The organism is Amycolatopsis sp. cmx-11-12 (assembly GCF_046269425.1).
Lineage (GTDB): Bacteria > Actinomycetota > Actinomycetes > Mycobacteriales > Pseudonocardiaceae > Amycolatopsis.
Genome location: NZ_JADNQM010000001.1, coordinates 12759 through 32493 on the forward strand (window position 1 = coordinate 12759; position 19735 = coordinate 32493).

General features: G+C 63.8%; 22 protein-coding genes and 2 tRNA genes. 8 read left to right on the top strand and 16 right to left on the bottom strand.

Annotated elements, in window-relative coordinates; translation table 11 throughout:
* Positions 1–84: 84 nt before the first annotated feature.
* Positions 85–393 (bottom strand): WhiB family transcriptional regulator, encoded by a 309-nt coding sequence (locus ACLARN_RS00075; RefSeq protein WP_037315146.1) that lies wholly within the window; start codon positions 391–393, stop codon positions 85–87.
* A gap of 136 nt (positions 394–529) precedes the next feature.
* Here ACLARN_RS00075 and ACLARN_RS00080 point away from each other — a divergent pair, with 136 nt between their 5' ends.
* The 3 genes from ACLARN_RS00080 (at position 530) to ACLARN_RS00090 (ending at position 2219) form a co-directional block, all read left to right on the top strand.
* Entirely contained in the window at positions 530–946 is a 417-nt protein-coding gene (locus tag ACLARN_RS00080; RefSeq protein WP_409489227.1) for an anti-sigma factor, read from the top strand.
* A complete protein-coding gene (locus ACLARN_RS00085) occupies positions 943–1716 on the top strand; it encodes a SigB/SigF/SigG family RNA polymerase sigma factor (RefSeq protein WP_409489228.1) in 774 nt (257 codons plus the stop codon). Before ACLARN_RS00080 ends, ACLARN_RS00085 begins: the two co-directional genes overlap by 4 nt.
* 77 nt (positions 1717–1793) lie before the next feature.
* Positions 1794–2219, top strand: coding sequence for an ATP-binding protein (locus ACLARN_RS00090; protein WP_409489229.1), 426 nt, complete (start codon positions 1794–1796; stop codon positions 2217–2219).
* On the opposite strand, the gene ACLARN_RS00095 is transcribed toward ACLARN_RS00090, so the two are convergent.
* Positions 2188–2664 (bottom strand): MarR family transcriptional regulator, encoded by a 477-nt coding sequence (locus ACLARN_RS00095; protein WP_409489621.1) that lies wholly within the window; start codon positions 2662–2664, stop codon positions 2188–2190. The genes ACLARN_RS00090 and ACLARN_RS00095 overlap by 32 nt on opposite strands.
* Positions 2665–2896: 232 nt before the next feature.
* On the opposite strand from ACLARN_RS00095, the gene ACLARN_RS00100 reads away from it, so the two are divergent.
* On the top strand, positions 2897–3532 hold the full coding sequence (locus tag ACLARN_RS00100; RefSeq protein WP_409489230.1) for a nitroreductase family protein: 636 nt from the start codon (positions 2897–2899) through the stop codon (positions 3530–3532).
* On the opposite strand, the gene ACLARN_RS00105 is transcribed toward ACLARN_RS00100, so the two are convergent.
* Positions 3510–4166 (bottom strand): alpha/beta fold hydrolase, encoded by a 657-nt coding sequence (locus ACLARN_RS00105; protein WP_409489231.1) that lies wholly within the window; start codon positions 4164–4166, stop codon positions 3510–3512. The genes ACLARN_RS00100 and ACLARN_RS00105 overlap by 23 nt on opposite strands.
* Positions 4167–4194: 28 nt before the next feature.
* Positions 4195–4863: an HNH endonuclease family protein gene (locus ACLARN_RS00110; RefSeq protein WP_409489232.1), complete on the bottom strand. Its 669-nt coding sequence runs from the start codon at positions 4861–4863 to the stop codon at positions 4195–4197.
* Between the two features lie 156 nt (positions 4864–5019).
* On the opposite strand from ACLARN_RS00110, the gene ACLARN_RS00115 reads away from it, so the two are divergent.
* Complete coding sequence (locus tag ACLARN_RS00115; protein WP_409489233.1) at positions 5020–6027, top strand: tetratricopeptide repeat protein; 1008 nt, start codon at positions 5020–5022, stop codon at positions 6025–6027.
* Here ACLARN_RS00115 and ACLARN_RS00120 read toward each other — a convergent pair.
* The gene (locus ACLARN_RS00120) at positions 6024–6917 is read right to left on the bottom strand and encodes an SWIM zinc finger domain-containing protein (protein WP_409489234.1); all 894 of its coding nucleotides are present in this window, start codon (positions 6915–6917) and stop codon (positions 6024–6026) included. The two genes, ACLARN_RS00115 and ACLARN_RS00120, sit on opposite strands and share 4 nt — an antisense overlap.
* A gap of 17 nt (positions 6918–6934) precedes the next feature.
* Positions 6935–7591, bottom strand: a complete 657-nt coding sequence (locus tag ACLARN_RS00125; RefSeq protein ID WP_409489235.1) for an SDR family oxidoreductase — start codon at positions 7589–7591, stop codon at positions 6935–6937.
* Positions 7592–7637: 46 nt separating this feature from the next.
* Here ACLARN_RS00125 and ACLARN_RS00130 point away from each other — a divergent pair, with 46 nt between their 5' ends.
* Entirely contained in the window at positions 7638–8216 is a 579-nt protein-coding gene (locus tag ACLARN_RS00130; RefSeq protein ID WP_409489236.1) for a TetR/AcrR family transcriptional regulator, read from the top strand.
* A gap of 10 nt (positions 8217–8226) precedes the next feature.
* Here ACLARN_RS00130 and ACLARN_RS00135 read toward each other — a convergent pair whose 3' ends face one another.
* Both ACLARN_RS00135 and ACLARN_RS00140 read right to left on the bottom strand, forming a co-directional pair.
* Positions 8227–9042 carry a hypothetical protein gene (locus tag ACLARN_RS00135; RefSeq protein ID WP_409489237.1) on the bottom strand — a complete coding sequence of 272 codons (816 nt, stop codon included), beginning with the start codon at positions 9040–9042 and terminating at the stop codon, positions 8227–8229.
* Between the two features lie 389 nt (positions 9043–9431).
* Entirely contained in the window at positions 9432–10901 is a 1470-nt protein-coding gene (locus ACLARN_RS00140; RefSeq protein ID WP_409489238.1) for an AAA family ATPase, read from the bottom strand.
* 167 nt (positions 10902–11068) lie between these two features.
* Here ACLARN_RS00140 and ACLARN_RS00145 point away from each other — a divergent pair, with 167 nt between their 5' ends.
* The gene (locus ACLARN_RS00145; protein ID WP_409489239.1) at positions 11069–12172 is read left to right on the top strand and encodes a hypothetical protein; all 1104 of its coding nucleotides are present in this window, start codon (positions 11069–11071) and stop codon (positions 12170–12172) included.
* A gap of 414 nt (positions 12173–12586) precedes the next feature.
* Here ACLARN_RS00145 and ACLARN_RS00150 read toward each other — a convergent pair whose 3' ends face one another.
* From ACLARN_RS00150 to ACLARN_RS00170, 5 genes are all read right to left on the bottom strand, one after another.
* On the bottom strand, positions 12587–12787 hold the full coding sequence (locus ACLARN_RS00150) for a hypothetical protein (protein ID WP_409489240.1): 201 nt from the start codon (positions 12785–12787) through the stop codon (positions 12587–12589).
* A 50-nt stretch (positions 12788–12837) separates the two neighbouring features.
* Positions 12838–13215, bottom strand: a complete 378-nt coding sequence (locus ACLARN_RS00155; RefSeq protein ID WP_409489241.1) for a hypothetical protein — start codon at positions 13213–13215, stop codon at positions 12838–12840.
* A 511-nt stretch (positions 13216–13726) separates the two neighbouring features.
* The gene (locus ACLARN_RS00160) at positions 13727–14257 is read right to left on the bottom strand and encodes a hypothetical protein (RefSeq protein ID WP_409489242.1); all 531 of its coding nucleotides are present in this window, start codon (positions 14255–14257) and stop codon (positions 13727–13729) included.
* Positions 14254–15969, bottom strand: coding sequence for an alpha/beta hydrolase (locus tag ACLARN_RS00165; RefSeq protein WP_409489243.1), 1716 nt, complete (start codon positions 15967–15969; stop codon positions 14254–14256). Before ACLARN_RS00165 ends, ACLARN_RS00160 begins: the two co-directional genes overlap by 4 nt.
* Complete coding sequence (locus tag ACLARN_RS00170; RefSeq protein WP_409489244.1) at positions 15969–16289, bottom strand: hypothetical protein; 321 nt, start codon at positions 16287–16289, stop codon at positions 15969–15971. The genes ACLARN_RS00165 and ACLARN_RS00170 overlap by 1 nt, the downstream gene beginning before the upstream one ends.
* A 258-nt stretch (positions 16290–16547) precedes the next feature.
* On the opposite strand from ACLARN_RS00170, the gene ACLARN_RS00175 reads away from it, so the two are divergent.
* Positions 16548–17738 carry a hypothetical protein gene (locus tag ACLARN_RS00175; RefSeq protein ID WP_409489245.1) on the top strand — a complete coding sequence of 397 codons (1191 nt, stop codon included), beginning with the start codon at positions 16548–16550 and terminating at the stop codon, positions 17736–17738.
* 70 nt (positions 17739–17808) lie between these two features.
* Here ACLARN_RS00175 and ACLARN_RS00180 read toward each other — a convergent pair.
* From ACLARN_RS00180 to ACLARN_RS00190, 3 genes are all read right to left on the bottom strand, one after another.
* A tRNA-Arg gene (locus ACLARN_RS00180) sits at positions 17809–17882 on the bottom strand.
* 42 nt (positions 17883–17924) lie between these two features.
* A tRNA-Ser gene (locus tag ACLARN_RS00185) sits at positions 17925–18014 on the bottom strand.
* A 65-nt stretch (positions 18015–18079) separates the two neighbouring features.
* Complete coding sequence (locus tag ACLARN_RS00190; protein ID WP_409489622.1) at positions 18080–19729, bottom strand: phosphatidylglycerol lysyltransferase domain-containing protein; 1650 nt, start codon at positions 19727–19729, stop codon at positions 18080–18082.
* Positions 19730–19735 lie beyond the last annotated feature (6 nt).

Here is a 19735-nt window from a genome sequence, read left to right on the forward strand (position 1 = left end):
AACGACAGTCCCAACCCTAACCCAGTACGGACAAGGCGCCACGATCGCCGTCATGCGCGTCGCCGACCGGTGCCCGGGGCGCGCTCAGTGCGCGGTCAACGCCTTGCGCCCGGCGCGGCGTTCCCGGAGGAACAGCTCGCGGCGCTCGATCTCTCCGAGGCCACCCCAGATGCCGTAAGGCTCCTGGACCGCCAACGCGTGCTTACGGCACTGTGCCAGCACGGGGCAGGTCTGGCAGATCGCCTTGGCGCGCGATTCGCGCCGCTCACGGGCCGAACCGCGCTCGTTGTCCGTGTGGAAGAACAAGCTGCTGTCGGCGCCTCGGCACGACCCACGGAGCTGCCAGTCCCACTCTTCCGCCACCACGTTCGGCAGCCGGCTCACGTCAGCCATGTCGGTCCCCGCCCTTTCCAGGAGATCGTTTGTCGCCCGTTACATGCCCGCCGCCTGTGCGAGTCAAACGTGGGTTTGGTTTGCTCACACTCAGGGCATGTGAGGGTCGGCAGTGCAGCTTGAGAGAGGAACACACGTGGTGGACAACACCCCGCCCAGCGGGGAGGGCGCTCAACTCATCGAGGTACGCACGGCCGCGGTACCGCATGTGGTGCCGACACTCCGGACGATCGTCGCGGACATCGCGATGCGTCAGGACTTCGACCTGGACGCGGTCGAGGATCTCCGGATGGCGGTGGACGAGGCCTGCTCGATGCTGCTCCCTTCGGCCTCCGACGGGCATCTGACCTGTGTTTTCTCGTGGAAGGACGGGCGGATCGAGGTGACCGTCTCGGTGCTTTCGGATTCCCCGGAACCCGACGACGAGACCGGTCTGTCCTGGCAGCTGCTCACCGCGCTCGCGACGTCCGCGCGGCGCAGTGTCGTCCCGGCCGACGGCGGCTACCTGTCCAGGGTGGAACTCATCCGGGAGAGCGAGGCGGCCCGGCCGTGACGGAACCCGTCGAGCAAGACGGCGCGAACGTACCGGCCCTGTTCGAGCGCATGTGCGCGCTGCCGCAGGAAGCCCCCGAACGTGAACGGCTGCGGGACGAGCTCGTGCGCGCGCATCTGGAGCTCGCGCGCAACCTGGCGCGCAAGTTCCGCAACCGGGACGAGTCGATGGAGGATCTGGTCCAGATCGCGACGATCGGGCTGATCCACGCCGTCGACCGCTTCGATCCCACGCAGGGCAGCGACTTCCTCGCCTTCGCGGTCCCGACCATCTCCGGCGAGTTGCGGCACCACTTCCGCGACAACAGCTGGTCGGTCCGGGTCCCGCGGCGGCTCAAGGAGCTGAACGCGAACATCTCGGCCGTGCGCGAGGAGCTGACGGTCCGGCTCTCCCGCGCGCCGAAGCCCAGTGAGATCGCCGCCCATCTCGGCGTCCCCGTCGACGAGGTCTTCGAAGGCCTCCGCGCCGGCCAGGGCCGGTACGGGGCCTCGCTGGACAATCTCCTGGAGAACTCGGCGCACACCCGCTTCGGCGAGTCCGACGCCAACCTGAGCCAGGCGGAGCTCCGCGAGGCGCTGCGGCCGATGCTGGAACGGCTGCCCGATCGCGAGCGCAAGATCGTCGCGCTGCGGTTCGGGTCCGGGATGAGCCAGTCGGATATCGCGCGCCGTGTCGGGGTTTCCCAGATGCAGGTGTCCCGGTTGCTCGCCGCCACACTCAAGAAATTGCGTGAAGGATTGACCGAGACGGAACTCACGGACGGAGTCTGATTCGACCCTCACCCTTGTGGGTACCTGAGAGGCGAACAGCGGATCTGGGAGTCTCTCGCGAGGGGAGGTACGGAACCATGACGATGTCCAAGACGCGATCGGAGGCCTCGTTGCCGGTTGTCTCCCTGCCCCTGCCGGTCGATGTGACGGCCCCCGCCGTCGCGCGGCAAGCGGTGCGGGCGACTCTGGCGAGCCTCGGCTTCGATGATCTGGCCGCCGACGACATCCTGCTGGCGACCTCCGAACTGGTCACGAACGCCTTCGAACACGGCGAGAAGCCGGACAGGCTCGATGTCGAGTACGCCGAAGGCAGGCTCACCCTGCGGGTCTTCGATTCCGGCTCGGGCCGGCCGAGGTTGAAGGAACCCTCGCCGATGGCGGCGCGCAGCCGCGGCCTCCAGCTGGTGCACGCGTTGTCCGACGACTGGGGACACGAGCCGTGTGACGGCGGCAAGTACGTCTGGGCCGTGTTCAGCCTTCAGCGGGCCGACGCTCGAGCCTGAGCGCGGCGTCCGTTTCGGCGATGCGCTCCCGAAGCGATTTCCGCTCCAACGCCTCGACGGCGGCGACCAGCACCTCCCTGAGCGGGTACGGCAGTTCGGCTTCCAACTGTTCGGCCGCGGCGGCGGTCGCCGCCCATTCGGCCTCGAGCGTCGGCATCAGCCTTCGTGTCTTCTCGGTCAGCGAAACGATCCTCTGCCGGGCGTCGGACCCTGGCCTGAGCGAGACGAGGTCCTGGCGTGCCATCTGCGCGACGGTCTGGCTCGCCGCGGAATGCGTCACCCCGACCTCGGCCGCGAGATCGCGGATGGGCAGCGGCCCGCGCGCGACGATCGCGCGGACGATCGGGGTGAAACGCGGGCGGTAGTCCCCCAGCCCGATGTCTTCGAAGAACGCGGAGACGTCCGCCTCGGTCAATTCGAGGACATGTCTGAGCAGTGTGCCCATCCCTCGTTCGCGCGGCGGCCTCCCCACCAGCGGATCATAACGACATATCGGCGGAGCTGAGCTGGACCCGGAAAAGTGCCCAGACGGGTGAAGCCGCCCGGCCGAAAGCCCCGCTATCGCGGTGGCAGGGCGTCCTGCCCACTCACCGTGACCTGCTCGACCAGCGAGCGCCCTGCCGACGTCGATCGCGGCCGCGGGTTCACCAACAGGCAGATAACGACATAATCGCCGGATGACGCCCGAAGAGCTGCTGACGACCACCCGGACCGTCCGTAAACGACTGGACCTGGACCGGCCGGTTCCCCTCGAACTGGTGAAACACGCCCTGCAGGTCGCGCTGCAGGCGCCGAGCGGGTCGAACACCCAGCGCTGGCACTGGCTCGTGATCACCGATCCCGGGCAGCGGGCCGAACTCGGCAAGCTCTATCAGCGGGCCTGCCGCGAGTACCTGGATTCCCCGAACGCGGCCGGGAAACTGTTCGCGGACGACCCCGCGCGCTCGAAGGTGCAGAAGCGCGTCGGCACCAGTGTCGAGTACCTGGCCGACAAGATGGGCGAGGTGCCGGTGCACGTCATCCCGTGCCTGGAGACGAAGACCGCCGAGCTGCCCGCCGGCAACCAGGCCGGGCTGTGGGGGAACCTGCTGCCCGCCGTGTGGAGTTACATGCTCGCGGCGCGCGCGGTCACCCTCGGCACCGCGTGGACGACGCTGCACCTCGCGTACGAGAAGGAGGCCGCGGACATCCTCGGCCTGCCGGAGAACGTGCACCAGGCCGCGCTCATCCCGACGGCGTTCTACACCGGTGACACCTTCAAGCCCGCCGCGCGTCAGCCGCTCGAAGAGGTCATGCGCCTGGATCGCTGGTGAGGTAGGACTCCAGCCGGTCCGCCAAGACCTTGGGGTGGCTCAACGGCACGGAGTGCGGGCCCTCGATCTCGTCGGGCGCGAACCCGAGCCTGTCCTGGACGACCCGGCGTTGGAACTCAGGCGTGAAGAAGCGGTCTTCGCGCGCGATGAGTGCCTTCGTCGGGACGTCCGGCCACTTTTCCAGCGGCCACGGCTGTCCCCATTCGGCGCTGACCTGGTTCCGGCCGTGCGAGCCAGCGTCCGCGACGATGTCCGCGGGGACGCCGTTGTAGAACTTCTCCTCGTCGCTGAGGTCCTTGGCGTCCTCGAAACCCGTGTTGCCCCACCAGTCCCCCGGTGTCTCACCCGGCTTCGGGATCATCGGCGTGAGCATCACGAGCAACCGCGCCGAATGCCTCCCGGCGACCAGCGGCGCGGTGAAACCGCCGTAGGAATGACCGAGGACGACCAGGTCGTCACGGTCGCCGATCGCCTTCGTGACGGTGTCGACGTGCTCGGCGAAGCCCGCCTTCTCGTCCTCGATCGGCAGGTTCACCGCGACGACGTCGTGTCCGCGGCCGGTCAGTTCCGCCTCGAGGAGGTGGAAGTCCCAGGCGCTGCCGCCACCGCCGTGGATCAGTACGAAGGTCGCCATCGCCCCAGCTAAGCCGAAGCCGGGGAGATCAGCAACGACCGAGCATGTCGCCGAGCGCGGTCTTCTCCGCGGTGGTGATCGTCAGGCCGTAGTAGTGCTTGACGGTGATCCAGTCGGTGGCGTAGGTGCACCAGAACGACACGAGCGGCGGCTTCCACTGGTCCGGCGCCTTGTCGCTCTTCTCCTGGTTGACGTTGTCGGTGACGGCGAACAGTTGCGGCCGGGTCAGGTCGTTCGCGAACTGGCGCCGCTTCTCGTCGTTCCACGATTTCGCGCCGCTGACCCAGCTCTGGGCGAGCGGGACCATGTGGTCGATGTCGATGTCGGTCGGCTTGGTCCAGGTCTCGCCGTCGTAGATGCTGGTCCAGCTGCCGGAGGTCGGGGCACAGTCGGAACCGGCCTTGACGTCCTTGCCGTCGCGTTTGAGCACGAACTCGCGCGTGTTGCAGTTGTTCCCCTGGCTGTCCCAGTGCGGGTACTTCTTGCGGTCGTAGCCGTCCATCGGCCCGCGCGGCGCGACGGTGAGCTCGTCCAGCTGCTTGCGCGCGTCGGCGGCGCTCGCGGGGTTCGACGGCGTCGGCTGCTGCGCGTCGCCCTTGCCGCTCACGAACCAGAACACCGCGAGGACGACGGCGGCGAGCGTGATCAGCAGAAGCAGCCGCTGAGCCGTGGTCATCTGCCGGGTACGCGTGGCCACCGCGCGATTCCTCTCGACGGGGATGGGAAGCGACCAAGTATCGCCATACCGCGTGAGGAAACCGGGTGCGACACGACGATGACAGCAGGTAGTTGTTGTCACATCGGGGCCCTGATCTGCGACTACCCCAGGGACGCTGCCGGAAGGAGCGGGCTTGTGGGCGCCGAAAAACGCAAATGGAACACCAGGGTCGACGACTATCTGAACCGGAAGGCCGCGGAGCGCGGGCACGTGATCGCCATGGCACGGATGGGATCCACCGCGCTGGAGCGCGGCGATCTCGACGAGGCCGAGGCGTGGTTCCGCAAGGCCGCCGCCGGCGGGGACCGGGCCTCGATGGGCACCCTGGCGCACCTCCTGCGCGAACGCGGCGCGCCTGAACAGGCCGAACGCTGGTATCGCGAAGCGGCGACGGCCGGTGATTCGCATGCCATGGCGCATCTGGGAAATCTCTGCGCGGGGCGGGGAAGTCTCGACGACGCCGAGGACTGGTGGCGGCGGGCCGCCGCCGAGGGCCGGGTCGAGGCGATGGCCGAACTCGGGCGGTTGCTGCACCGGCGCGGCGAACTCGAGGAGGCCGAGCACTGGGCGGGCCAGGCCGCGGAGGCCGACAACGTCGAAGGCATGATCACGCTCGGCGCGCTGCTGTGCGACACCGGGCGGACGCGTGAAGCGGAACCGTGGTGGCGCCGGGCGGGTGAAGAGGGCGACGCGGCCGCGCTGTGCAAACTCGGCCACCAGGCCCAACAACGGGACGACCTCGCGCGCGCCGAAAGCTGCTACCACGCGGCCGCGGCCGCCGGGGCTCCCGAAGCCGCCGTCCGGCTCGGCCTGGTGCTGCACCGGCGCGGCGAACTCGACGCCGCCGAACGCTGGTACCTCAAGGCCGCCAAACGGGGCGACGCCGCGGCGATGACGAACCTCGGCGTGCTCGCCAACGACCGGAACGACCCCGGCGAAGCCACCGCCTGGTACCGGAAGGCCGCCGAACTCGGCAGCGTCCCCGCGTACACCAACCTCGGCAGGCTCGCCGCCGAACACGGGAACTTCCAGGAGGCCGAGCACTGGTTCCGCGCGGCCGCCGACACCGGTGATCAGGCGGGGCAACGGGATCTGGACGAGCTGTACCGCAACGCCGGCGCCCGGCACCGCCAGCAGTTCTAGGCTTTCCAGTTCCTCATCGCCGCGAACCCTTCGCGCAGCCGCTGGAGTTTGCGGCTGCGGTACGGGTCCTCGCCCTCGTCGAGCCGCCACCGCTCCTCGACGCCCGCGCGGAACACCGCGAGCCCCTCGAAACCGAGCCCGCCGGTGAAGTCCGCGATGCTCACGTCGACGCGCCCCGAACCGTCGAGATCGAGACGTAGCAACCACTCCGCGAGTTCCTTGGGCTCCGGCGGCGAGTCCGCGCAAGCTTCCGCGTACAACGCGAGCGCCGCGCGGACCTCTTCGCCGAGCGCGCCGAACGAGTCCTCGGCGAAGTCCAGCGCCTCCACCACCAGCTCGACGATGCGGCACAGCAACGGCCCGTCCATCACTTCTTTGGCGGTGGCGAGCACCTCGCGGACCTTCTCGGTGTACGCGAGCGTGCCCTGGAAGCCGACGAAGCCGCGCAACCGCAAGGTGCCCTCGATGTGACGCCGCAACGCGTCGAGGTCTTCGCGGCCGGCCTTGAGCGAGAGTTTGCGGAACAGGACGGGGTCCTCGTTCGCGTGCTCGACGAGCAGTTCGATCAGCTCGGCTCGGTCGAGGGTTTCGACGTACCCGCGGATGTCGGCCGCGCCGCCGTCCGCCACTCCCTCGAGGACGAGCAGGCCGACGGCCACGCAGTGCTTGCAGAAGAACCCGTCCGCCGCGTGCGGACAGGAACACTCGCCGACCAGCTCGCCGTCGACGTTGCGCAACCGGACCGTGTACCGGTCGGTGCCGCTGACCACCGCCGCAACCCCGCCCGCGACGTCGTCCAGCGTCTCGACCGCCTCCAGGTACTTGGCCCCGCGCGCGAACGACACGTCACCGGCTTGCCTGCGGAGATCGTCCTCGCTGAACCACGTCACCGGCCCATTGAACCCCCTCAGGTCCGCGGGCCGAGGAACAACCCGCCGCTCGCGTCGAGGACCTGCCCGGTCACCCAACGCGCGTCGTCGGAGGCGAGGAAGGCCACGACGTCCGCTATGTCGTCCGCGGTACCGAGCCTTTGGTGTGCGGTGAGGCTCGCGATCGCGGCCTCCAGCTCCGGCGTGAAGATCTCTCGGTTGTCCGGGGTCTTCGTGGCGCCAGGCGCCACGACGTTGACCGTGATCCCGCGCGGGCCGAGTTGCTGGGCGAGCGTGCGGCTCATCGTCTCGAGCGCGCCCTTGGTCATCGCGAAGGACGTCTGCGCCGGGTTGGCCATCCTGGTGGCGACCGAGGACACGTTGATGATGCGGCCGCCGTCGTTGATCGGTGCTCGTTGGATGAGGAAGTACGGGGCACGGACGTTGACCGCCATCAGGTGATCGAAGCTCTCGGGCGTGTCCGTCTCGATCGGCCCCGCCGGTGGCGCGGCCGCGTTGTTGACCAGGATGTCGAGCGCTTCGATGCCTTCCAGGGCTTTGTCGACACCCTCCATCTGTGCCAGGTCCGCTTGATCGCTGTCGTGCCTCAGGACGTTGACGCCGTCTCTCTCAAGCCTCCGCGCGATCGCCGCCCCGATCCCGCGCGAGCTTCCCGTCACCAATGCAGTCTTCATACGCACCCCAGATGTTAGTGACTAACACTTTGATAGTGTCTACCACGTGAACCTCCGCGACCGCCAGCGCGCCGAAACCCGGCTCGCTATCCAGACTCACGCGATCCGCCTCTTCAGCGACGTCGGCTACGACGCGACCACCGTCAACGACGTCGCCGCGGCCGCCGGCGTCTCGGCGATGACGGTGTACCGGCACTTCCCGACGAAGGAGGACCTGGTCCTCTACGACGAATACGACCCGCTGACCGCTTCCGCTGTTGCCGCTCAGCCTGCTGGTCCTTTGCCTTCGCGGATCGGGCGCGCGCTTGAGGAGACCGCCGCTTCCGGGTCTCTGTCGGAGAAGGCGTTTCTACTGGCGCGGCTGCGGCTGATGATCTCGGTGCCGTCGCTGCGGGCGCGGCATCTGGACAGCCAGTACGCGACGACCGATGCGATCGTCCTGGCCCTTTGCGGGTCTTCTCCGGAGCCCGAGGAGGAGTTTCGGGTGCGAGCTACGGCTATGGCTTGCCTGGGAGCGGCGCATGTGGCGCTGATCCGCTGGGCTGAGACGGACGGGGAGGGTGACCTGGCGGGGTTGATCCGACAGGCGCTGGACAGCGTGTTCAGGGAGACAAAAAGCACCTAGATCCTACGTCCTACCCACCCCCACCAGGAAGTACAGAACCCAAAGCATCAACCAGTAGGCTCCTGAGGTGTTCCGGTGAACAGAATGTCAGCGGCCCTGCAAGAGTGCGCCCGACACCTACATTCGGAGCAGCCTCAATAGGCGCTACCACGAAGGCTTCACCTTTATCGATGAACTCTGTTCTTGCTTCAAGTAAATAGGTGAGCGCTTGCTCATATCCTCGCCGCAAGTAGTCGCCATCAGCAGTGTACTTACATTCAATTATTAACCCGTATCGACCTTCATGGTCGACCAAGAAAAGATCTGCACCTTTGGTACGCCCCCGCCGCGCCAGTCCGCCTGTCGCCAGCACATAAGGTTCCACAATATCTCGCGAACTCCAAACATCCCCAGCCTCAAACCACAAATCCCATGACGAAGCACCTGGAATTTCCACCCGGTAAGCCGGGCCGCGAGAACGACCAGCAAGAGGGCGTCGACTTACAGTCCGACACCCCAACTCCTCTAGAACTCCCAGAACAGTACCCAGAATTCCGAGATGAAATAGGCGCCAAGCGATAGTATCGTCTGGAGCAAGCTGCTCAATCGCAAGCCTCCAAAGGTCCCCTGCATCCTCCCTCCTCAACCTTTCAGCAAGATCGGCCACGGCCCGCCATGTAGACCCAAGACGCCTCAAAGAATCAAGAGTTGCAAGATCCGGAAATACTGGCTCAACAGCCTTTAGTTCCGCACTATGCGCCAGCTTTTTCAAAGTATCCAGCTGGGGAGATAATCCGTCTCCCACCGCAGAACGCGACTTCTTGGCATCAAGATACACGAGCAGCAATCGGTCGACGGTCCAGCGAAAGCAGCCCAATAGTTCATCGTCAGGACTCCTTCGGCGAACACGTCCAGTAAATTCGACCGGAGGCCATCCTTGCCGCCGCGTTTTAGACCAATTTACTGCGCCGCGCAGCGATCTACCTACAACAGTCTCAGCTTCAGAAGCCACTGGCATGAGGTTCCACCAGTCCGTTAACCTAACTGGGAGCTGCATCATATTCCTGCGACATTGCTCAAACAACACCAGATGAGCCCTCTTTGCTATATCGTCTGCCGTCCATTCGTAACCATCGTCACTTAGGACCGCTGACAGACCTGAAAAGAGCTGCCCCTTCCCGGACCAACTATGAAATAGCTTGCGCATACCTTCCCAAGGCAAGGACAAAACGCTCTCTACCGAAGAGTCTTTAGCTGAATCCGAAGCCACTCCCATTCACCCCCCAAGGCGTCCTCCGAACCAACTGCGGCAGCAACATCTTCCATCCTGTCGTCTCGATCATAAAGAGCAAGCCATGATCCCATACCCGCCAAGTAGGCCTCAGCTATCAATTGAGGTATTTCTGCTCCAGACGCCTCTTGAAGACCAGCAGATACATAGTCTGGAATGGAAAGAAGTGCCGCCGGGCCCATGGGATCCAAGTACTCAGAATGCGCCGAATAGATTATCCCGAGGATATCATGTATGCGAGCTGCATCTTCTTCGCCAAGCGGCCATTTAGACTTGGCGATTCGGGATCGCAGTGCAACAGAGAAGGACACACTGTCCGGAGCTCCGACAGGCACGTGTCCAAATCGTCGACCTAGCGCCTGCCCAAATCGAAAAACGCGCTGAGCATCGACGGCATTATAGGTGCCTAGCATACGCCAATCTCTACCAGCTTTGTAAATTATCGGCTCAGGTGAAACATACTTGCCACGCAGTCGATCGCGGCCCACAACTTCACTGTAAGGTTTTGTACTCCAATCTAGAATAATTGGACTTGACCGCGGATCTGCGCTGGCACGACCCACAATTACCGCTTGCCCGGACAACCAGGTCAGGAGACCAGCAAAAATACGATCGAGATCCGCGCGATTCGCCTCGTCGAGAACTAACCAACGGTCTTGTTCAATAGCTTCCAGAACATGTCCCGGACTGAAGCGAATCTTACTCTGGTCATCAATAGTGTCGCCGCCAACAAGCTCACGAGTAGTCCAGGATTCATCTGGCGTCACGAACAACGGGTCATGAATCGTCGTCATCCCGTACGATTGCGGATCCTTGGCGATCTCGTCGGTAATCTCGGCGACCAACTGAGTTTTGCCTGTCCCAGGCGGGCCAACAAGCATGACAGCCTGGCGAGATTTCACTGAAAGGCGCAGCATACGACGCACACGGTCATCAATAACAAGTGGATGGTCGGGTACTTTTCGACGGAAATTAGCCGACGTCTTGACCTTATCCACCGCCACCCCAAAGCGACGGGCAAGCCCTTCCGCCATCGCCGACTTACTATCCCCTTGATAGCCAATCCATTGAACGCTCCAAGCTCTACCATGCTTACCGATAACCAAGACGGTTCGCGACACTCCCAACCCCAGATAGTCACGCAACGCCTCGACCATCAGATCATTTTCGATTGAATCTGTTATAACAATCGCAAGATCAGTATTTGCTACCCTATTAGAATGCTCCAGCTGGGCACCCAATTCTGCAGCATTGCTTACCTGAATAGCTGCGACCTTCGTTGACTTGACCCCTGCCACAGATGCGAGCAAGTACTCGAGGCGAAAAAATTTCGTACCGCTAGGGGAATCGAGATCAACACCCGCCATGCCGTACTCAAGTAGCTCAGCAGGCTTCAACTTCGACGGCTCAGTCATGAGAGCTGACGGTACCGACCACCTCGAGCGCCGAGCCTCACCGCCACACGCCTCCGCACAACCAAGTTTACTCTCTGAAAACTTGACATGCGCGGGTGCACGAAGCAGGCGTACGCAGCCTTCGCACAGCTACACTCAGTACGCACGTCACACGGAGGGGTGGAGTTTTGGACGAGGACGGCCTGTATGAGCAGCTTCGGCACCTTCGCGTCGCCGAGGCGGGTGGCCAACGGATGCCACACAAACCACTCCTGCTGCTCTGGCTCCTGGGCCGATACCTCAACGAACGTTCCACAGCGGTCGCCTACGACGTCGCAGAAGGCCCCGTAGGAGGGCTAATCGAGCGTTTCGGCGGAGGCGCCTTGCAGCGAACCGACCGCGCGGCGATGCCCTTCGTACACCTGGAGCGCACCCTCTGGACTGTGGAGGCGGACGGTCATACTCAAGTCGCCAACAGCCCGTCACGCTCAGGATCATGGCTTCGGAAGCATAGTGTGCGCGGCACCCTTCGACCTGAGGTCGTTGACCTTCTTGACGAGCCATGGGTCATCTTCAAAGCGGCTGACGTTCTGTTTGACAACTACTTCACACCGGGAGTAGTAGCAGCGCTGCGTTCTGCAGTGCACCTCGATCACCTCGGGGCGTCACCTAGCACTGCAGCTCTAGCGCGTGCGACGCCAGCCGTTACAAAGCGAGTTCAGCTCGCTTTCGATACGGATGAGCTCCCCGATCCACTGACACTCCCCCCTAATATTGAGAATTTTGACTTCGATACCCAGCTTCGCTGGAATGCGTTCAGCTGGCTTACCGACTTAATTAGGACCGAAGGGCGTAACCTCCCTTCTCGGAAGATCAAAGGTTTCACTTTCAACGGTCAAGACTTTCCACTTCTTGATCAACAGGGTATCTGGAAGCCACGGCAGCTTGATGTAGCACTTTCAATTAGGACCACTTACACATCACCACAAAAGAAGCGGCCTTATGAAGATGAAGTAGGCAAAGACGGTCTAGTTCGATATAAGTATCGAGGAACTGAACCTGGTCTCTTTGCGAACGTTGCGCTTCGCCGCGCTTGGCAGGAGAAGCGTCCCTTGATTTGGTTCAAAGCCGTCGCCAAATCAGTTTACGAGCCACATTTTCCATTTTGGGTGGTCGCCGACGAGCCCGAACGGCTGCAGATCGTCGGTAGCTTCGACTCACCTGACGACACAGACTCAGCGTGGAGCACCCTGATTGAGAATGGAAGGCATGCTCGCTGGAATGCTAAGTAGACCGCCGATTACTCTCGGCCACGTCCCGCTACGCCAGACGCAGCGCGCCAGTGTCTACATCGAAATCGGCGATCGTGCCTTGAAGCAAGATGGCCGGGCTTCGGGGGGGACATGCCAACTAGCCATACAAGTACGTCCTGGCAGTACCAAGAAGCCCTCCTGTTCAAAGCGCTGCACGAGGGGACATCTCCCCTGGCAACCTCTCACCACCGCCGACCGGGATCGCGTCCGCGAGCTGCACGCTGGAGGAGAACCCGCAACGACATCGCCCGGGAGATCAACCGCTCGCCGTCCACGGTGACCGGCATCGCCCGCGCGCTCGGCCTGTCCTTCGACAGTTCGGCCACTGCCGCCGCAACGCACGCCTGGCCAGGTCGACAACCGCGCCCGCCTCACCGACATCGTCGGACGGCTCTACGGCCGCGCCGAGCTCATCCTCGGCCGCCTCAAGGTCGACCGATACACGTTCACCGTGACCACGATCAACGGCGTTGAGTCCAAGGTGCCCGACCACGTGCCGGCGCCGACGCCGCGGCCAAGCTCGAGCAGGTCGACACCGGCGCAGAGGGCTTCCGGTCGATGCTCGGCGGGCTCGCCGTCGCGCTCGGAATCCAACCCACCGTCAAAGGCCTAACTAGTGCTGGCACCGGGCAGTACCGAGAGGGTCAGAGCACCTCGCCGTAAAGCGGCTTCATAGCTTCTCCCTGGTCAGGTGTGATCACGCCGCGCTCTACAGCCTTCGTGATCAACGCGTCGAACGACTCGTTTCGGAATTTGAGCATTGCCTCACGCATCTCTCCTCCTGTCCCCTCGGGATGCCGCGGGCGTCCGTGATGCCCCTTCCGCAACTCGTCGGGTTCAAAGCCACACACAACGCCGTCGTCGAGGTCCATCCTCGCGCGAGTCAGTCTCACGTGGACGAGTTTCGTACCGAACTTCTCGACCGTTCCGTGACTGCCCTCGACAAACCGGCGTCGACTAGATCGTTCGACCGTTACCGAGTCACCGATCTTAAGGTCGTTGCCATCACGGTCCCTAAACATCACGACTCCGTTCGTAGTTTCCACAGCAGGCGCATCACCAGACAGCCGCCCGTCATTACATGATCGAACACCGACAGTTGCGGGGGGATGCTCGCGTCAAACCTCCCGTTGTCATCAGCGCAAGCCGAGTCGATGCGCGAGTCGCGTGCCCGGGTGAATATCTGGTCGGGCGCATCCGGTCAGGCAAGACCATCGCGAGTCTTTTGCGCCGGTTGATCTACGTAGCGCACGCGCCCCGCGGCGGGCAACTCGTCGTTGTCGGGCGCGCCCGCGACTCGGTCGCGCGCAACGTGTTCGCGCCACTTCAAGACCCGACCCTGTTCGATGCGGTCGCCGACCACGTCCCCTACACGCGGACGCGCCGTCCGGCTGAATTCTCGGTCGGCAGGTGTTCGTGCTCGGCGCCTCGGACAGCAAGGCTGAGAAGGTCCTGCGCGGGCCCACCAGTGCTGGTGCGTACGTCGACGATATCACTGTCGTTGCCCGCGAGTGGGGCTCTTGCGCGTCGACGTTAGCTGTTCGGCTCTGGTGTGCCGTTACGCCAGACGCAGGGCGACGAAACACTGAGGGAGATCTCATTCAGATGGTTAGCCTGCATTCCCATCTTGAAACCATCCACATTGTTCTTTGCCGCCAAAAAGGACCCCTTCTTGTCATCGTCGGTAATCGCGAATCCAGTTTTTTCCCAGTGAACACGAATCTTCTGAAAAAAGACCGGGATTTGGTCAGAAGCGACCCCCTCAAGCCGATAGTCGACGGTCGCCTCACGCCGGTTCTTCGATGGGCTACCATCAGCATTAGAGCATGGAAAGTCGTAATCCTTGTACGGGTTGATGAACTTGACGTCAGCCCCCAAGGCTTGCCTGGCTTGCTCAGCATAAACGTCTACCTTGCGAGCAGCGTCTGCAAGAGTGATTGTTGACTCCACGTTCCCTCCTTCGCCTGGGGAGTCCACTCCGCAGGCCGCCAATAATAGGGTCGCGATTGCTGTCACGACGATGGCTTTTCTCGCACCAACATTCATCAACTTCCCGAACCTCATGGCTGCTGACCTGCAATAATACTTCCCATTCCGCGCAGAGACGGACTGGTCCGTTCCCAGTATTCTCCATGAGCTTCAACGCTCGGCAACTCGACTGGTCCACCGACTGTGGTTCCACGATTGGATTCGAAAGTCTTGCCCCCGAATTGGGGGTCCACGGGGTTGGGTCCGAGTGGGTCGATGGACATTCCTTCTCCGCCTGGCATACGGGGGAAGTTGGTGACGTTGATGACGTCCTTCTCAGCCGTCGTCGAGTACACATGGTCGGGCGCGATATTCAGTTGGTGCGCATAGCCGACGCCGACACCGGGGCTCGCCACGAAGACCATGTCGTTGACGGCGAGACCACCATCTCGTGCCGCGTGCCCAACGAGCGTAGTACCGTAGCTATGGCCAATGGCCGTGTTATGCGAAGGGGCTCCCGTGTGACTCTCACGCAAACCGTCCTGGAAGTTGTCGAACGCCTGCTTGCCATCGTCCGCATAACTCACACTGCCAGCGTTCAAGAGAGTGTCAGGCGCGTCGTATCCCAGCCAAGTGATGACCGAAGCAGAGTCGGCGCCTGCTCGCGTCGCGGCCAGGTGCATCCTGTCACCTCGGGCGGCCTCGTCGCTAAAGGTGGCGAGGTCAGCCGTTGTTCCAGGGACATAGGACGCTACATGTGCCGCAGTGTCCGGATTTCCCTTCGCCAAGATGGCTTTGCCATCATCGTGACCGTCGATACCCAGTAAGTAGTACTTCTGATTCTCAGGGGTCGCCGGGTCTTGCTTGATCATGGCGTCAAGATTGTCGACACCCTTGATCTTCTTGTCCAGCTCGCCGAGCTGGGCGTTCAAGGCGTCGAACTCGCGCTGGTCATTGAGTTTGATACCTCCGCCGCCGGTTCGCGGGAACTCGTTGATCTTCTTTTGCAGCTCGTCGCGCTCAGATTGGAGACGCGATCGTTCGCGGCCGATCAGCTCGCGGTTGGCGATATCGCGTTGCTTTGCGGAGAAGCCGTCTCGTGGTCCGACGAGTTCCGGCCGATCCATCGCCAGCCGCGTTCGCTGTGCTTCGCTCAGGGTCGCCCAGTAGGCGGCGTTCTGTGTCGCGGTCGCTCCCTCGGGCGGCGGCGCCGGAATGCTGAGCGACCCCATGGCTGCACCGGAGTTACCGGCCGCAGCCAACGACGTGTTCTCGTTGTCATTGCCCGTCGCGTCGATGGTCTGTCCGGACACGATCCGATCGAGCACGAGACAGAAGTCGTCATCGATATCGGTGGCGCTCTTAAGGACCTCCGAGACACGATCGCGCAGCTCCGCCGCGATCGTCGCCCGTTCGCGGGCGACGGCCTTCTTCTGATCCTCAGGAGTATCCGGCGGCGGCCCGTTGTCGACGATCCCCCCGTCACCACCGATGGTGAAGTGGTGCGCGCGAGCAAGCCCCTCGACTTCCTTGACGCCGCTCATGACACCGCCGATCGCGTCCCCGACGTCGCCCGCGCTACGGCGCAACGAGGCGACCTCGGCGGCGTACTCTTCCAGGTCGTCGATGACCTGGTTGACCTCGGTCGCGGCGGCGCCAGCCGCAGTGCCATGCCAGCCATCGGCCGTGTTGATACCGCGCAGGTCATCCGAACAGGCAATGACCTTGTTGTACGCCGCGTTGACCTCACCGACCGCGCTTTGCAGGGGTGCGGAATCCCATCGAGTGACCTCAGCCCAAGTGACCATCAGACCGGCTTCCGCCCACCCGTGGGCTGAACGGGGACAGACAGATCCGCCTTCGCGGCATCCTCGCGACTGCTGTAGAGATCGGCAGCCTTCGCCATGTTCGACGCATGTGCATCAAGACGCCGCTCGTATTCCTGCTCACGGTCTTGCAGTGTCTGCTTGACCGTGGCGAGCTTGCCCACGCACCGCGCTCCCGGCATACCGGCGTCCCCTGCCGGCACCGTCGCTGAGCACTTCGCCCCACGCAGCCCGTCCGCGACCCGCGCCGCCGCTTGGCCGGTCCCTCTGATCTTCCCGATCACCACGTCATAGCCAGCCATGAGCCCTCCCCTGCCCTGGTAGTCAAGTGGTCACACTACGGGAGCGGAGCAGGCTGATTCAACAACTTGAGCACCAAGATTCAGGAGAAAGCAGCAGGTCAGAGCGTTGTACTTACGCCTGATTGAGTATTTCTACCCAGACGCCTCGGCAGCGAACGCCTCCACGAATGGTCGACACGCTTGCGCGCGCGGCGACAGAGTTCCACAGCCGCAAGCCTATGCGCTACATTCGGACATACGTTCGAATAGGGGGTCTTGATGTCGCTGCAGGAGCTCACGAGTCGTGACGCGGTGATCGATGCGGTGCAGCAGTGCGATGTCATCGATCTCGAGACATCCGTGCCCGGGTTTGGCCCCGCTCGCGACTACGTCCTCGAGGTTGACGGCAAGCACTACCACGCCAAGAACGTCGCCGGTGTTGCTTACGGAGTTCAGCACCCCGACCGCGGCACCCTTCCTGCCTCCAAGTTTGGCAAGAATTCCGCAGACACCGCACGTCTCCTCGAGCGGCTCGGATTCATGATCACCACGACGGCCAAGTTGTGGCCACCCAACCTGGGTGATGAGTACCCCAGCCGAACTGCCGTTTACGACGCCTATGGCGGCGACAAAGTTGCTGGGATCATCCGATTCCCTCGCGATGAAGTCGTCAACGCCTTCTCAGATGAGGAAGGGCCATACGCCGACGAACCGCCAAATCCACTCAAGCCGTTCGAGTACCGCGGCGAGGGCAGGTATGGCAATCAACTGCTGACCATCAAAGGCAATAAGAGACTCGATAGGGCTCGCCGAGAGCGCCGAGCGGTGCGGTACTGGTACCGGCCCGCCGGTGGCACCTTCAAGTTCGCCATGTGGGTTGCGGTTCTCAGCCGAGCACAGGTGTGGTCACTAGACGACAACAAGAAGCTGCGTCTCGAGTACACGTTCCAGATGATGGCGGTCCCGGGTCCCGAGCTAGACACATGGCCGCCTCACGTGGATGACCTGATCGATGACAAGAAGATCGAAGACACTCCTCCGCCCACACCACCGGCGCAGGGCGCTACTAAAAATGACCGGCGGAAGACGTACCAGGATTACCTTCAGGGCATCGGCGAGACACCGGACACTGGCAGCACTAAGAACGAGCCAACTAAAAGAACACGCAACGTGTACCCTCGCAGCCGCCGCGTGCGCGACGCGGTGCTTATCCGCGCGGACGGCTGGTGCGAAAACGACAGCTGCACAGGAATGCCTCCTGACACCACACCCAGTGGCGAAGCGATCCTCGAAGTGGACCACGTCGACGACCTCGCGCTTAAGGGACTTGACTACCCGGAGGTCATGATCGCGCTGTGCCCCAACTGCCACGCCGCAAAGACCCGAGGGCTCAATCGAGCGGCGCTTAAACGCCACTTCCGCGCCAGGGCAGCCGAACTCCACCGTAAGGCCGCGCAGTCCAGCAAGTAACCGTCCACAAAGGACAGACAAAAAGGCCCTCCCGCGGACGGGAGGGCCTTAGTGCTGTCTCAACCAGACGTGCGCCCGAAGGGATTCGAACCCCTGACCTTCTGATCCGTAGTCAGATGCTCTATCCAGCTGAGCTACGGGCGCTTGTTCAGTTATCAATCTAGCACCTGCCGAAACAGGGGCCAGCGGAGGCTCCGGGATTTGAACCCGGGAGGGGGGGTTACCCCCAACCGCATTAGCAGTGCGGCGCCATAGACCAGACTAGGCGAAGCCTCCCAGGTCGAACGACCACTGCCCAGATAGGTTACACACCCCGCGGACCCTCGCGAAAGGGACCCCCCTTAGATCCGTTGCAACGCTCTGAGCAGCAGCGGAGAGCGTCCGCCGAGGCCTTCGGCTTCGAAGACGGCGATGCCGACGCGGGGTAGGTCGCGGGCCGCGGGGTACGCCAGGTAGCGCGGGACCCAGCGGGGCTGGAACTTCGCGTTGAAGCGGTAGAGGGTCTCGATCTGGATCCAGCGTGAGAAGAATCGCAGTGTCCGGGCGGACAGGCGGGCGACGGGGCCGGCGCCGATGCGTTGGCCTTGTTCCAGGACGGCGCGGAAGGCGGCGAAGTTCAGGGAGACGTGCTGTGCGGGGGTCGTCAGGAGCAAGTCGGAGATCATCAGCTCGTTGACGCCGTTGTCGGCGGTCCGGTCGCGGCGCATGACGTCCATCGAGAGGCCCTTCTCGCCCCAGGGGACGAACTGAAGCAGGCCGCGAACGCGACCCTCGTGCTCGGCGGTCACCAGGACCGAGCCCGGGTCGCCCATCCGGCCGAGCGCCATCGAGAAGCCGCGTTCGGTGTTTGTGCCGCGCCAGGTGGCGGCCAGGGTGCGGAGTTCGTCGAGTTCCGCGGCGGTCAGGTCTTCGGCTTTGCGGACGCGGACGGTGTAGCCGGCTCGTTTCGTGCGGGAGACGGCTTGGCGGACACCGCGCATGACGCGGCCGTCGAGGGTGAAGGTTTCCGTGTCGACGACGGCTTCGTCGCCGATCTCCAGGACTTCGAGGCCGAAGCGTGCCCAGACGGTCGCACCCAGTTCCGAGCAGCCCATGGTCGCCGGGGTCCACGCGTACCGGCGGCAGACGTCCAGGTACTCCTCGATCGCGCCTGGCCACGCTTCCGGGTCACCGAGGGGGTCCGCCGAGCACAGCGCGACACCGGCGATCACGCGATACGTCACGGCAGCCTTCCCCGACTTCGAGAAGACGACGAACTTGTCCCGGCGCAGGGCGAAGTACCCCAGCGAGTCACGCTCGTCCAGTAGCGCCCTGAGCCGTTCGACCTCGTCGTCGGACAGCTCGGGCGCGGGTTCGGCCGAGCGAAGGAGAAAGTACGCCGCCAGCAGCACGGCGCCGATGCCGAACAGGAGGCCGACCGCGGCCGACAGGTCCTCCAGCCACAGCGCGGGAAACACCACCGGACCGCTCACGCCGATCAGGGCCAGCATCGACTGCACCAGGCGGTCGCCGACACTCACGGCGACGGGCGCGAACGACAACAGCGCGAAGTTGATCGCGACGCCCGCGACCGTCAGCTGGAGGAAGACCCGGACCGCGCGCCATCGGCCGGTCACCGGATCGGGGAGCGCGATGAAGTAGCGCCGCGTCGCGATCAGGGCGATCAGCAGCGCGAGCGACACGAGACCGGCGCCGAGGACGTGCCGCAGCCCGAGGTGCGACACCGTCAGCAGCACGGCGGCGGCGACAGCGAGTTGCCAGGCCCGCCGCTTCCGCCGTTTGAGGCCGGCGGCGAGCAGCACCAGCAGGACACCGGTCACCAGCGCGACCGTCGCCGCGCCGACCGTGGCCTCGTGCGGCAGTTCCAGCCATTCGGCGACGTGACCGCGCAGGGTGCGCCGCCCGGCCGGGACCAGCACCGAGACCAGGGTCAGCAGTCCGGCCAGCCTCGTCACCCAGGTGACCACCACCACCGAGGTGGCACCCGCCACCCGCCA